Here is a 12,564-nt window from a genome sequence, read left to right as displayed (position 1 = left end):
AATAAATCAGGGCTTTTTTTCTGCCTGTTGTTTATCAGCATCTATTATTGTAAGTCATTGATAATTGCTTTCTATCAAATATACTTGTGACACAAGAGTGACACGCGTGTAACAAAAAGAATGCTTACAGACATCCAAGTTAAAAGCCTTAAACCAAAAGAAAAGCGATATTCAATGGCAGATGGGGAAGGGCTTTCTATTGAAGTTTTTCCTACTGGGAAAAAGAAATGGGTGCTTTCATATCGTATTGAAGGAAAACAGACCAGGAAACAACTGGGTGAATATCCTGAAGTAGGCTGTAAAGAAATAAGAAAAATTGCACGGGACTATAAAGCCGAGGTTTCAGGTAAATCAAAACTCTCCCATCATTTAAAACAAGTGTGTGATGAATGGTTTGAATTAATGAGTCCGCAGTGGTCTAGTGAAAAATATATCAGCACAGTTAAATACCGTTTGGACTACATCACAGAAGATTTTTTAGAGTTACCTTTAGATGAAATCACTCGTTTTCAGGTTTCGTCCAAAGTAAAAGAAATTGTGGCCAAAGGCACACTCGAAACTGCCACACGTTGTCTGCGTTTACTCAATGCAGTTTTTAATTTTGCGATCGCATCAGGTTATACAGAAAAGAACCCATGTATTTTAGTCGGGGAACTTATACCTGAGCATGAGGTTCAAAGTTATCCGTGCTTACCTGCAAGTGAAATGCCTGAGTTTTTTAGACGTTTAGAACAATGTAATGCGTTCCCAATTACTAAAGTTGTTTTAAAACTGGCTTGTTTTACTGGCACTCGAATCAGTGAGCTTTTAAAAGCGAGATGGGATTCTGGTGAAATTGATTTTGAAAATAAAGTGTGGCTAATTCCAGCATATCGTATGAAACGACGAAAGGAATTAATGGTTCCTTTATCACCTCAAGTCTATGATTTATTCATGGCTTTATTTCACACCCGGAGTGATGACGGCTTTATTTTCAAACATACACGTGAGCCTTGGAAGCACATGACTTCTGAAACGCCTTTGGCTGTCATTAAAAGAAACGGTTATGCAAATGAGATGGTCACGCATGGATTTAGGACGCTATTTTCTACCCATGCAAATGAAAGTAAGCTGTTTAGAGCGGAAGTGATTGATTATCAAATTGCACATGTAAACAAAACGACAAAAGCAGATAAAACGAGCAAGATTTATAATAGAGCTGAATACTGGCCAGAGCGTGTTGAATTAATGAATTGGTATAGTAATGAAGTTGAAAAGTGGATTGTCTAACGATTTATAAAAAGAAATAGGCGCTTTAAGCGCCTATTTCTTTTTTGATCTTATTCAAGGAAGTTTCAGTCCACCCTTTATACTTATCTGATGATCGATCAGGTGGGTATTTCTCTAAATAGTGTTTTTTAAATGTATTGACCGCTATACCTAATTCAGCAGCTACTTGTCTCATTGAGTACCATTTTACGATCTTATATGAAGTATCGTTCATTTTAGTTTTCCTTATTAATTTAAAGTTTCAGTAAAAAAATAAATTGCACCGCAGAAGCTCGATGCGCTAATTATGATTGTGGCCTGCGTCATATTCATTTTTTATATCCTGGTTGTTTAATTTGATTTGGATTGGTGAAAATCCAACATTTAACAATACGGTCTGATTGGATAGGGCTGTCATTTGTGTGATCTCCGATTGGCTTAACTTCATCTGCAGGGTACTTAGATGAACGGACAGGCTTATTTGCTTCGACGAATTTGTAGCGTTTGCTGGTACGCAGTAAGTTTCTCATTTCATTTACATCGGGCAGGGCTTGGAAATTTCTCGCTGCGACCTTGTAAATTTCGTTGAGATTGATTGCGATATGAGCTTCTGTAGGCTCGTAATGATTAAGATGGAAATGCGAGGTACGGATGCCATTGAGGTATTCGTAAGCATCCCAAAACTGTTGAACGTAGATATGGTCTAAACCAATTTCATCGACACGTTTGCGCGCCATGTTTTCAAGCATGGTTTTTGAATTTTGGATCTCAGTTGCACTAATTTCTTTTTTGAATACATGCTCGGCCAATGCATCGATCATCGCTGATACTTGGGCATGACAAAGGGCAATACGCACATGGGTTATGCCTTTGGCATGAAAGTCTGCTTCAAGTTGTTTTAGGTTGTTGAAATAGGTTTCTAAAATCTTATTTTCATTTTTTAAACAATAAGTCATGTAAGCACATGCTTCATCTAAAGGCATTTGCGACAAACGGGTCGCAATATTCTTTTTCTCTAAACTGTGTCCTTTGGTGTCAACAGATATATGCAGAGTACGTGAAAGAATTGCTTCAGATGCTTGAACGGGTGTGTTCTGGCTGATCATGATTGCAGCTCGGAACGGTGGCTCGTAGGTTTCATTACCTGCGGTTTTTAAGCCTTTAGAACGAATCGCACGACCGTTAAAAGCATCCTTCAATTCGTCCCAACTAAATTTGGCTTTTTGTGATGCCTGTTGATCGTTACGGTCACCCTCAATGAGGACGATCGGCATGTTTGAGGTTTGGGCAAAGTTACGATAAATCGCCACACTGGTTGATTTATTTGGGTCAAAGCCCTCGTATGATTCACGACCGCTAAACTTCCAAAGCATTTCAATCAGTGTTGATTTACCTGAACCTGCTTGGCCAACAAGTTCAAAGAAAGGATAGGATGAGTGCTGAGCGCGGATCTGCTCAGCAAAATATGAGCCAGTCCACCAAGCTAAAAGAATTAATCCTACTTCGCCATTTAAGTCGTAGTAATCACGCCACCATGTAGGCTTAAATTCTTTCTTGGTTGTTAAATGAATAACGGGTGTAGAAGCCAATGTCTTGATCTCCTTTTTATTTGTTTTGAAATAATCGTGTTCGTTCTTGGGGATAACTTGACCTTTATGCACAGCAAATTGGTCGAAAATATAAATATCGTGTTCTTTGCTATAACCAATAAAGTCAATGGTTTTAACTTCTCTCAGTCGCTCAGTTTTACGCTTGATAAAGGTTTCAAGCTGTTGATCGGTTCCAGTCCACATTGCCCCAGATAAAACCCCCATGACACGGGGTTTAAATTTGCTACGTGAGGAAATATGTTCGGGTGTGAAGGTGGCTTTAACTTCACCCCACGGTGATTGCAGATGGAAGTAATACCAACTTTCGTCGGTAATCTCGTTACGTTGGAAATAGAGAGGTTCGAGTTGTGCGTTGCAGATCTCAACGACTGAAGAACTGTTTTTAAGTGCCTGCTCGCGCTTTTCATCTTCAGATAAAATTGAACCTTGGGCTTGTTCTGTGGCTTCTAGTACGAGATTAAATTTTTTGAAATCTAACTCCCACCAGTAGGTACGATAGGCATGGTTGAAGAAGAATTTTGCAAGGCTGTTGTTATAAAAGTTATAAATCAGTAAGCCTGCTTCTTCTGCAGTTTTAGCAATTTGTAGCTTGCCGTAATGGATATATTTATCCTGGTCTTTTGCTGTGAGCTGACCATTCTGGAATAAGTCATTCCAGTCTTTACCGACTGGGGGTAATGCTGCGGTAGAAACCCAACCATCCTCAGTGGCTTGGTTAATTTGTTTAGGCAAGAATTTCTTGCCTGCTTTGTCGTTATCCAATGCCCAAATCAGGCGAGGACGATCTTTCTTAAGTTCTGTGCATCGAGCAGCGATTTGCTGAAGGATTTTATTCGGATAATTACCGCTATTCATGGTGCTGATACTGATCAGTTCTGATTGAGCAAGGGCAACGCTATTAAAGATGCCTTCAGTCAACCAAATGCTGCCAGCATTACAAAGATCATCTAAGTTATGAACAGACCAAGAAAGTCCTTTCCATTCACCAATGAAATTTGCTTTCATGCGTCCAAAACGTTCAGGACGATCGATAAAACGTTCCCAGAAAATACCCGGTGCAAGTTGAAAGCGAACTGTTGCAGTAACTAAGTTGCGATTTTTAAAATCGCGATAAAGTTCTTGAGTGTAATGACCTTTTAACGGTTCAATTTTAAACCCTCGTGCATGTTGCAAATAGGCATCTGCAGAAGCATTCGGATTTGTAGCCGTTTTAGGAAAGTCCTCAGACCAGTCTTTGAATAGATCTTCACAAATGTCTTTGATGTGTTCTTCGTAGCTGCACTTGTTGATACGTCCACACTTTACGACCTTTGGTGTAAGCGCATGTGTATAGGCTTCTTTTTGGGAGCATTTAGGACATACGCCCTCACGATACCAATCGCCCTTACGTTTGAACTTGAAAATTTGGTTTAGTCTTTCGTCTATGCGACGTTCTAAAATATCCATGAGTTACCTAGATCAATTTCATTTGGAGGAGACGATTGCGATAGTTTTGCGCGGTGGCTAAATCAATTTTGTTTGTCCAGAACAAGGCATTGATTGCACCTTCGACATAAGATTTTTGAAATTGATCAATTTCGGGTTGCAGCTCTAAAGCGAATAACTGCATTTCTATTTCGATTTCCCACTTTTGCTTTGTCAGTGAAAGATCAGGTTTAGGGCTAAGGCTGTTATGGATAGATCGTGTAATTTCTAGATCTGCAGCAAAACTTGCTAAACAGTCGGGATTTTGACAACTGACGATAATGTTATGAAGCAGCGGTGAAGGTCTTTTTCGGCTTGTGACGTGCATTCTGCGATCGCAGTGTGGGCAGTAGAAACCAATGGATTTACTCATCATTACCTCTAGATTTAATTAAGTAGTTGTTGCTCCCGACACCAAGTACTTAACTTTTCTTGTGCTACAAAAAATTGCAAAGAAATGTAACCAAGCTCCTGCAATTCTGTGAGTGGCTTTAAAGCTGTGCCTTATGATGATTTTGTTTCTTGAGATGAAGTATCCAGTTTTGCTTCGACGAGGCTTTTGATCCATTCGTTGAGTGACATGTTGACCTTTGCAGCTTCGATGCGAGCTAGACGACGATTTTCAGGTGTAGTGCGAAAGCTGATCTGTACTTCTTTTTGAGACTCTTGAGTAGCCATGATTGTTTCCTTATGAGTCCACAGTTTTTAAACAGTGGTGAATAGAGAACTTTGTTAAAATGGTAAATAAGCAAAGTAATATTATCCCAATTGGGATAATTAATATATGGATTTATCCCAAATGGTAAATGAGAATAACGATCAAAGAGGCGAACGCCTTCGTCAGGAACGATCACGCTTAGATTTGTCGCAAAAAGATTTTGCTGCGTTATTTTGTAAGAAAAATATGGCTGTAATGCGCTATGAGAAAGGGGAGCGCGTTATGGGGCAGGAAGACTTAGAAGCACTTCATAAAGCTGGCGTAGACGTTTGGTATTTGATCACTGGTGAACGGACGCAACCTGATTTACTGACAGATGAAGCCAAAGAGTTGTTGAAATATTGGGATCAGGTAGATCCTGAGCAACGTCAGACATTAATGACTTTGGTGCGAAATTTTGCGGAGAGTTTTGGGAAAAAATAATAAAGATCAAAATATTAAAAGATATATTTAAAATGATAAACTCTTAACAATTTAACAATGTTAAGAGTTTATTGTGGATAAAAATGAATTACTTGAAAAATTAGATGAATACCAAGCTAGACTAGTTTTCGACGTACGAAGTGAATTAGAAAAAGACTATGATATGGGCGCTGCGAGGTGGGATTCTTGGTGTATTAGTGTGCAACAATTTTTTGAACGTAATCTACCTGGATATTTAAATAGACTAAAAAAAATATTTGATAGTCTCCCTTTGAGTGGTGTGGGTATGACCCGCGCGAGGTCATTAGAGATAACAAAGATTGGCCCATCACTAGCCTTTTTGAAATCGTTGATCAAAGACATTGCATCAGACGATTATTTAAATTCTCTACCTTTAACCAATGAAAATAAACAAAGTTATAAGATTCTAGAGCGTAAGGCTTTCATCGTTCATGGGCATAATGAGGCAACAAAAGAAAGAACGGCTCGTTTTTTGGAGAAGTTAGGATTTACTCCAATTATTTTGCATGAGCAGGCAAGTGGTGGAAAAACAATCATTGAAAAATTAGAGCATTTCACTGATGTGGGGTTTGGAATTGTTTTATATACGCCAGATGATTTTGGTGAAGCTGCAGCAAATAAGGATCAGTTACGGGCTCGAGCTAGACAAAATGTTGTATTTGAGCATGGCTTACTTATAGGAAAATTAGGTCGAGATAAAGTTTTTCCTTTAGTTACAGATCATAATGTTGAGCTACCTGGTGATATTAGTGGAATGGTTTATTTGTCGGATAACAGTTGGGAGTTTCAATTAGCTAAAGAGATTAAAAATTTAGGCTATAAAGTTGATCTAAATGTTTTAGTTGGTTGATGTTGCTGATGTGTGAGAGTGTTTCACTAATTTACTTATTTTTGAATCTACTCTCCATAGTTCGTCATTTACTAGGCTGATAAGTGCTTTTTAAGAGCGGTGAAGGGGATGGGTATTACTTGGAATATAATTGGCTAGATAAAGTGTTTCATTCAATCGTTCTAGTTGCAAATGTATTTCAATATCTCTCGTTTATTGGTCATCACTTCAAGTTTCATAATCCATAATCTTTTTATTATTTTTATAAATAATAGACATTGGAATCCTGAATTAATAAATAAAAAACTAACAAATTAGATAATTAAAAAAATAGAGTTATCCATAGAGATAGCATTTTAACAATGTTAATATTATAGTAATTTTAATTAAAGATACTTTATAAGATGAGTGAAAAACTTAAACAAGAACTCAATGGCTATATTTCTCAATATGCGAAAATAGTTCAAGATTCATTAGGAAATGATGACTCAAAGAGTTTGGCAAAAAATAAGATTATATTTCAAAATTATTATGGTGATTTTTCAAATTTTATTAAAACTTCTTTAGAAGAATGTGATGCAAAAAGGTATTCGAGTAAATTAGATTCTTTAAATCAGATGATAGAGCTTTATTTTCTATTTCGAAATGGTCAACCTGCCACTAAACTTTTGTTGATGGATCAGAATGAGGATTTAAAAAAACCAGAATTTAGAAAACTCTTTCGTACCATAGAAGAAACTTCGAATTTTTTTGCAATTGAATTAGAAAGACTTTCTGAATCAAAAATAAAATTTATTCAATTCAAAGCTAATAAAAGTATAGATGATAGAAAACTATTGAAAAAAGCATTTATTGTTCATGGGCATGATGTTGCAACTCAGCAAAAAACTGCACGTTTTTTAGAGCAAATTGGATTTGAAGCAATTATTTTAAGTGAGAAACCTAGTAAGGGAATGACGATTATAGAAAAATTAGAACACTATATTGATCCTAATGGTTTTGGCGTTGTGCTATATACGCCTGATGATGAGGGATCCGTAAAAGATAAAAATGACTATAAACCTCGTGCTCGTCAAAATGTTGTATTTGAGCATGGGTGGTTAATAGGAGCATTGGGACGTAACAAGGTTATTCAGGTTGTTACAGATCATATTATTGAGCTTCCAAATGACATTAGTGGAGTTGTATATCTCAATGACAAGAACTGGAAATTAGATTTCATGAATGAAATTCATGCTATGGGTTATGATGTAGATTACAATTTACTTAGAAAGCCATGAAAAAAGCCCTCCTAAGAGGGCTTTATTTTTACTCTTTATTTATAGCTTTTTGAATCTGCCTGACTTGTTCCTGAATAAAAAATATAGTTGCAGCCACCGACTCTCCAGTTAAAGAATCACAGCTTTCCGTAGACTCAATGAGTAAAGATAAGTGTTTATTTAATAGTGATAATCTTGTTTGAATATCCATGATATTACCCCTCTTAACGGTTAAAACCGTTGTTTATAAGGTCGGACAGTTCATTGAAGAATCGCCAGCTTTTTTCTGTATTTTCTAATATCAAAATGGCCTGAACAGCACAGATAGAAAGGTTGTAAGTGTCATGCTGTTCATAAAAGTGGTAGTCGATATTTTCACGTAGGCGAGACCAAATAATGTTGGTTTCGACAAATGTTTTATACGACACGTCCGTTTCGAGTAAGCGGTACAAATGCTTTGAACTGATAAAGAATTTACGCTTCTTCGTATTTGGCTCTTGTAGGCGCATAACGTGCTTTTCAATACCCATGATCAGTCCCTCGTAAAAATTCGGTTGGTAATATTTGTTCAGGCGTGTGCCATTGCCATTTATGGATGTTGAGTCTTGTTGGTGCTGATGCAGTGTAGGTAATTATTTTTCGGGCGATGTTAAGCCACTGGTGCAGTCGCGGATCATCATGGGATATATCCAGTTTGTATCTGCGAAGCTGTAAATAAAGAGAGCGATAATCGCTATGGAAAATGGATAAATCTTCTTTTGTTGCAGTAGGATTAGTCGGTGTATCTGTCCCTTTAATTGGTTCAGCGGGCGGAGTACCAGGATCTTTTTTTACTGGCTGCGATGTGCCAATGCCGAACAGTTGTTTTAGTTTTTTATAGTTGATGGTGTAGTAATTCACACGCATAGACTTAATTTTTGAGAGCTTATTGATTTCGATTAAGCCAAGTTCTTTCAGTTTGGCCACAGCTCTTTTGATGGTCGAAACACTAAATAAACCTAGAGTCGACTGCCATTCTTCAAAGGTGTGGAACCACCACTTACGGTTTTGGTGGACAGTGAGGTTTTTCTTTTGTTTGTATTTGCGTGTTTCACTGATTAAGAAATGCAGTTTTTGCAAGAACGTCGCTGCTGCAGTCCCCAGCTCTTTTGCGAGCTGAGGTGATGCAATGAGGGGATATTCATGATTCTGAAGGAGGATATTTTTCATTATCTATCCCCACGATAGGTCTCAACATAGCAAGCCTTACAACGACCAGCCCACTGTTGAATGCCACGTTTAAAGCCATTTTTATAAAAGAAATCTTCGTCTAGTGGGAAGTATTCACCACACATTGGACATAACTTTTCATGGCCTAATTCTGTGAAGATATGGATCATTACTGGTTACCTCCTGCAAGGAAGGCAACTCCAAGAATAATCAGCATTAATAATGCGACGATAGAAGGGTGTACAAATAATTTGAATGAGCGCGGAGCTGGATATTTTTGTTGGATGGTTTGATTTGTTAAAACGTGATGAAGTACTTCACGTGGATGTGCTGGACCAATAAATTCAGGGTGTAGACGTGTGCGAATAGGATGCACACTTTTTGAAGAAGTGTTCATAGTCGTTTTCCGTTGGTTGGTTTAAAACCTGCCAACATTCCTTCCACAGAATGGGGGCAGACTAAGCAGGGGTGGAAGTATCGCTCCAACGGTTGCGACCAGCATATAGCTGCCCTGCCTAGCCCACCATAAAGGCACGACTATGCAATAGACAAAAAAAATGCCGCATGGTGCGACTTTTGATTTGCACCGTTGGAGTATAAGGCAGACTTCCACATCTGCTCACAGATTTTGCTGTGATATGGACAATATAATTTAAATTTTTTTTTAGTCAACAGTTTTTAACTTTGATCATTCTTTTATAACTCTATTCTTTATTCTATTTATATATAGAAGAAAAGTTCATTTTGATACAATGCCTTGGCTCATTGTGAGCTAATGGATCGGGTCATGATGATACGATGCATGGGGGCAGAGTTTTTTTATAGGGCTTAAATATGATTGATGACAATCTAACCAGTCAGGCTGTAAAAAATAATGATTTTTTTAGAACCTTATTGGCCACAAGTGATTCAATTTTCAAATTATTGATATTTAATTATCAGCAATTTAACTCAAAAAATATGGAAAAAATTTTCAACTCCATTGATAAAAGTGACATACACGATCTTGCGACAAGTTCAAAATTTTTTTGCCAGTATCTGATCGAAACTTTAGAAGATAAAACAATACGAAAATATATAATTAATTCAGTAAACAATGAAAGTTTATATGGAGTTTTATCAAAATTTTCGTCTTTTTTAGCACAGAACAAATTTATAATTTCTACTCCAAACACTAATATTAATGAAATTTATACCTATATACATTATCTAGGTAAAATGATTTTTGATACATATCATTGGATTGAAGGCTTTAGATATTCAATGCATGAAAAAGTAGTGTATGAAAAACGTATAAATTTGCTTGAGGAAAAATATGCTAGTGCGTTAGCGCATATTGATAAAACAAATCTTGAAAAAACTGAAGAGTTATATTTCAACGCAAGTAATATCTACTTAAAAAGGGCTCATGTTTATGAAGCACTTTTTTATATAATTTTTGTTGGGGCATTTTTATTTACAATTGTTCATCTTGCTTTTATAGAATATAAAGGTAATGAAATAAACTATATCCTTACAAAATTTATGACTTTAACTTTTGTGGTTACTTTGGGAACAATTTTTTTAAGGAAAGCATCCCATCTTAGGAAATTAAACGATCAAACACATCAAACATCCTTAGAGTTAAGAGCACTCCCTTTATTTCTTAAAAATGTAAAAGAAGAAGAACATTCAAATATTTATAAAGAATTAGCAGGAAAATATTTTGGAAAAGAAATTGATCAAAGTCAAAATGATAAGATAGGAGACTTGATGAAGGATCAGCTTGCTGCTGGTACTGAATTGATTAAGGCAAGTGCTGAGTTGGTGAAAGCGAAGGGTGGTTCTACACCGTCACAGTGATGTCAGGACAAAAAATAAAAGCTCTCCAATGGAGGGCTTTTTTATTGAGTATTGGTAGGGTAATTTTTGCCTTTTTATACTTAGGACTTGGATTAAAAATTTTGTTGATTGTCTACGTAAATAACAGTATTTGTTCTTGAAACAAAATGAAGTTATGCAATATGAACAAGAATAAATCTACGCTACACTGATTTTGCTTAATAAAAATAGAGTTTAAACCATGAAAAAAATATTACTTACCCTACCTATAGTTGGAGCACTTGCAGCATGCTCCACTACACCTACACAAAATATACCAACTAATAGCCAACTTTATTTTAATGGTGACATCGTTACTATGGTCGGTGATAAGCCTCAATATGCTCAGGCCGTTTTAGTAGAAAATGGAAAAATTGCTTTTGTTGGTGATTTGGCTGCTGCTAAAAATATGGCACCGAACAGTCGGCAAATTAATTTAGAAGGAAAAACATTACTTCCTGGTTTCATTGATGCACATGGTCATGCTTATAATGCAGGGTTTCAAGCACTTGCAAGCAATTTACTTGCACCGCCCGATGGTAAGGTAACCGACATTAACTCACTGATTCAAAATTTAAATCAATGGAAAGCGGATAATAAAAATATTGTAGGTAAATATAAATGGATCATCGGGTTTGGGTATGATGATGCTCAATTAAAAGAGCAACGCCATCCTACTGCAGATGATTTAGATAAGATTTCTAAAGATGAACCAGTATTAGTGATCCACCAATCAGGCCATCTTGGAGCAATGAACCACAAGGCACTTGAATTGGTCGGCTATAATGCAAGTACCAAAGATCCTGATGGTGGCGTCATCCGTCGAGTAAAAAATTCTAAGGAACCAAATGGTGTATTAGAAGAAATGGCATTTTTCCAACCATTATTCTCGATGATGGCGAAATACGATAAAGATGCAAATAAAAAGATTGCACTTGCAGGAGTAAAATCGTATCTGCGATTTGGTTACACCACTCTACAAGAAGGACGTGCGACGTCAGATGCGTGTGAGACATGGAAAAGTTTAGGCCAACAAAATCTTTTAAAAGTGGATGTGGCATGTTACCCAGACATTCAAGCTCAGTTACCTTATCTAGAAAGTGAGGGTGTTCAAAAAAGTTACTTAAATCACTTTAGAATTGCGGGTGTGAAGCTTTCTTTAGATGGTTCACCGCAGGGACGTACCGCTTGGTTAACTAAACCATATTTAACCCCACCTGAAGGACAGTCAAAGACTTATGTTGGCTATCCTGCAATCCCGCAAGAGAGCAAAGTTGATAAACTTGTTGCAACCGCATACGAGCATAATTGGCAGATTTTAGCCCATACAAATGGTGATGCTGCTTTAGATGAATACTTAACCGCAGTAGATAAAGCTGCTAAAAAATATGGAAATGATGACAGACGAACTGTTGCTATTCATGCACAGACGGCACGTGATGACCAATTAGATAGTATGAAAAAGTTAAAGATAATTCCTTCATTTTTTGCAATGCATACATATTATTGGGGGGATTGGCATCGAGATGTGACATTGGGTAAAGAGCGCGCATATCGAATTTCTCCAGGACAAACTGCTTTAAATAAAGGCATGATCTTTACACAGCATCATGATGCACCTGTGGCTTTGCCAAATAGTATTATGATCCTTTATGCAACGGTCAACCGTATTAGTCGTTCAGGGGATGTAATTGGACCAGCAGAACGCGTCAGCCCTTATAATGCATTAAGATCAATTACAAGTTGGGCTGCATATCAATACTTTGAAGAAGACTCTAAAGGGACACTAGAAAAAGGAAAGTTAGCGGATTTAGTGGTGCTTGATAAGAATCCACTTAAAGTTGACCCGAAGACAATTAAGGATATTCAGGTACTTCAAACTATTAAAGAAGGTAATGTCGTATATCAGAAGTAAACTGATAT

Annotated in this window: 15 protein-coding genes; 6 read left to right on the top strand and 9 right to left on the bottom strand. The window is 36.9% G+C overall.

Translation table 11 applies throughout. From position 1 onward, the window contains the following. Positions 1-120: 120 nt before the first annotated feature. Positions 121-1,269, top strand: coding sequence for a tyrosine-type recombinase/integrase (locus tag E0H82_RS02785; RefSeq protein ID WP_131262893.1), 1,149 nt, complete (start codon positions 121-123; stop codon positions 1,267-1,269). A 25-nt stretch (positions 1,270-1,294) separates the two neighbouring features. Here E0H82_RS02785 and E0H82_RS02780 read toward each other — a convergent pair whose 3' ends face one another. From E0H82_RS02780 to E0H82_RS16505, 4 genes are all read right to left on the bottom strand, one after another. Beyond that, positions 1,295-1,483 carry a hypothetical protein gene (locus E0H82_RS02780; protein WP_131262892.1) on the bottom strand — a complete coding sequence of 63 codons (189 nt, stop codon included), beginning with the start codon at positions 1,481-1,483 and terminating at the stop codon, positions 1,295-1,297. A 94-nt stretch (positions 1,484-1,577) separates the two neighbouring features. Beyond that, entirely contained in the window at positions 1,578-4,304 is a 2,727-nt protein-coding gene (locus tag E0H82_RS02775; protein WP_131262891.1) for a toprim domain-containing protein, read from the bottom strand. A 7-nt stretch (positions 4,305-4,311) separates the two neighbouring features. After that, complete coding sequence (locus E0H82_RS02770; RefSeq protein ID WP_131262890.1) at positions 4,312-4,695, bottom strand: ogr/Delta-like zinc finger family protein; 384 nt, start codon at positions 4,693-4,695, stop codon at positions 4,312-4,314. A gap of 131 nt (positions 4,696-4,826) precedes the next feature. Further along, on the bottom strand, positions 4,827-5,000 hold the full coding sequence (locus tag E0H82_RS16505; RefSeq protein WP_165492910.1) for a hypothetical protein: 174 nt from the start codon (positions 4,998-5,000) through the stop codon (positions 4,827-4,829). A 106-nt stretch (positions 5,001-5,106) separates the two neighbouring features. Here E0H82_RS16505 and E0H82_RS02765 point away from each other — a divergent pair, with 106 nt between their 5' ends. The 3 genes from E0H82_RS02765 (at position 5,107) to E0H82_RS02755 (ending at position 7,593) form a co-directional block, all read left to right on the top strand. Further along, positions 5,107-5,463: a helix-turn-helix domain-containing protein gene (locus E0H82_RS02765; protein WP_131262889.1), complete on the top strand. Its 357-nt coding sequence runs from the start codon at positions 5,107-5,109 to the stop codon at positions 5,461-5,463. Positions 5,464-5,536: 73 nt separating this feature from the next. Continuing rightward, on the top strand, positions 5,537-6,334 hold the full coding sequence (locus E0H82_RS02760; RefSeq protein ID WP_228258614.1) for a TIR domain-containing protein: 798 nt from the start codon (positions 5,537-5,539) through the stop codon (positions 6,332-6,334). 383 nt (positions 6,335-6,717) lie between these two features. Next, positions 6,718-7,593, top strand: a complete 876-nt coding sequence (locus E0H82_RS02755; RefSeq protein ID WP_228258613.1) for a TIR domain-containing protein — start codon at positions 6,718-6,720, stop codon at positions 7,591-7,593. Positions 7,594-7,621: 28 nt separating this feature from the next. On the opposite strand, the gene E0H82_RS16500 is transcribed toward E0H82_RS02755, so the two are convergent. The 5 genes from E0H82_RS16500 to E0H82_RS02740 are packed head-to-tail and all read right to left on the bottom strand — an operon-like array spanning position 7,622 to position 9,178. Beyond that, complete coding sequence (locus E0H82_RS16500; RefSeq protein WP_165492909.1) at positions 7,622-7,783, bottom strand: hypothetical protein; 162 nt, start codon at positions 7,781-7,783, stop codon at positions 7,622-7,624. Positions 7,784-7,796: 13 nt separating this feature from the next. Further along, positions 7,797-8,102: a hypothetical protein gene (locus E0H82_RS02750; RefSeq protein ID WP_131262888.1), complete on the bottom strand. Its 306-nt coding sequence runs from the start codon at positions 8,100-8,102 to the stop codon at positions 7,797-7,799. Continuing rightward, positions 8,092-8,781, bottom strand: a complete 690-nt coding sequence (locus E0H82_RS02745; protein ID WP_131262887.1) for a hypothetical protein — start codon at positions 8,779-8,781, stop codon at positions 8,092-8,094. Before E0H82_RS02745 ends, E0H82_RS02750 begins: the two co-directional genes overlap by 11 nt. Continuing rightward, the gene (locus E0H82_RS16495; protein ID WP_165492908.1) at positions 8,781-8,951 is read right to left on the bottom strand and encodes a hypothetical protein; all 171 of its coding nucleotides are present in this window, start codon (positions 8,949-8,951) and stop codon (positions 8,781-8,783) included. The genes E0H82_RS02745 and E0H82_RS16495 overlap by 1 nt, the downstream gene beginning before the upstream one ends. Next, entirely contained in the window at positions 8,951-9,178 is a 228-nt protein-coding gene (locus tag E0H82_RS02740) for a hypothetical protein (protein WP_131262886.1), read from the bottom strand. The genes E0H82_RS16495 and E0H82_RS02740 overlap by 1 nt, the downstream gene beginning before the upstream one ends. Before the next feature lie 437 nt (positions 9,179-9,615). Between E0H82_RS02740 and E0H82_RS02735 the strand changes: the two genes are divergently transcribed. Continuing rightward, entirely contained in the window at positions 9,616-10,623 is a 1,008-nt protein-coding gene (locus tag E0H82_RS02735; protein WP_131262885.1) for a hypothetical protein, read from the top strand. 220 nt (positions 10,624-10,843) lie between these two features. Then, a complete protein-coding gene (locus E0H82_RS02730; protein ID WP_131262884.1) occupies positions 10,844-12,556 on the top strand; it encodes an amidohydrolase in 1,713 nt (570 codons plus the stop codon). Positions 12,557-12,564: the final 8 nt, after the last annotated feature.

Origin of the sequence: Acinetobacter sp. ANC 4910 (genome assembly GCF_004331035.1) — a bacterium.
Taxonomy (GTDB): Bacteria; Pseudomonadota; Gammaproteobacteria; order Pseudomonadales; family Moraxellaceae; genus Acinetobacter.
Note: the sequence above shows the minus strand (reverse complement) of the source record. Positions and strands in the feature narration are given on the sequence as shown.

Coding starts and splice junctions, on each gene's coding strand:
- E0H82_RS02785 (WP_131262893.1), top strand. CDS start 121: ATGCTTACAGACATCCAAGTTAAAAGCCTTAAACCAAAAGAAAAGCGA.
- E0H82_RS02780 (WP_131262892.1), bottom strand. CDS start 1,483: ATGAACGATACTTCATATAAGATCGTAAAATGGTACTCAATGAGACAA.
- E0H82_RS02775 (WP_131262891.1), bottom strand. CDS start 4,304: ATGGATATTTTAGAACGTCGCATAGACGAAAGACTAAACCAAATTTTC.
- E0H82_RS02770 (WP_131262890.1), bottom strand. CDS start 4,695: ATGAGTAAATCCATTGGTTTCTACTGCCCACACTGCGATCGCAGAATG.
- E0H82_RS16505 (WP_165492910.1), bottom strand. CDS start 5,000: ATGGCTACTCAAGAGTCTCAAAAAGAAGTACAGATCAGCTTTCGCACT.
- E0H82_RS02765 (WP_131262889.1), top strand. CDS start 5,107: ATGGATTTATCCCAAATGGTAAATGAGAATAACGATCAAAGAGGCGAA.
- E0H82_RS02755 (WP_228258613.1), top strand. CDS start 6,718: ATGAGTGAAAAACTTAAACAAGAACTCAATGGCTATATTTCTCAATAT.
- E0H82_RS16500 (WP_165492909.1), bottom strand. CDS start 7,783: ATGGATATTCAAACAAGATTATCACTATTAAATAAACACTTATCTTTA.
- E0H82_RS02750 (WP_131262888.1), bottom strand. CDS start 8,102: ATGGGTATTGAAAAGCACGTTATGCGCCTACAAGAGCCAAATACGAAG.
- E0H82_RS02745 (WP_131262887.1), bottom strand. CDS start 8,781: ATGAAAAATATCCTCCTTCAGAATCATGAATATCCCCTCATTGCATCA.
- E0H82_RS16495 (WP_165492908.1), bottom strand. CDS start 8,951: ATGATCCATATCTTCACAGAATTAGGCCATGAAAAGTTATGTCCAATG.
- E0H82_RS02740 (WP_131262886.1), bottom strand. CDS start 9,178: ATGAACACTTCTTCAAAAAGTGTGCATCCTATTCGCACACGTCTACAC.
- E0H82_RS02735 (WP_131262885.1), top strand. CDS start 9,616: ATGATTGATGACAATCTAACCAGTCAGGCTGTAAAAAATAATGATTTT.
- E0H82_RS02730 (WP_131262884.1), top strand. CDS start 10,844: ATGAAAAAAATATTACTTACCCTACCTATAGTTGGAGCACTTGCAGCA.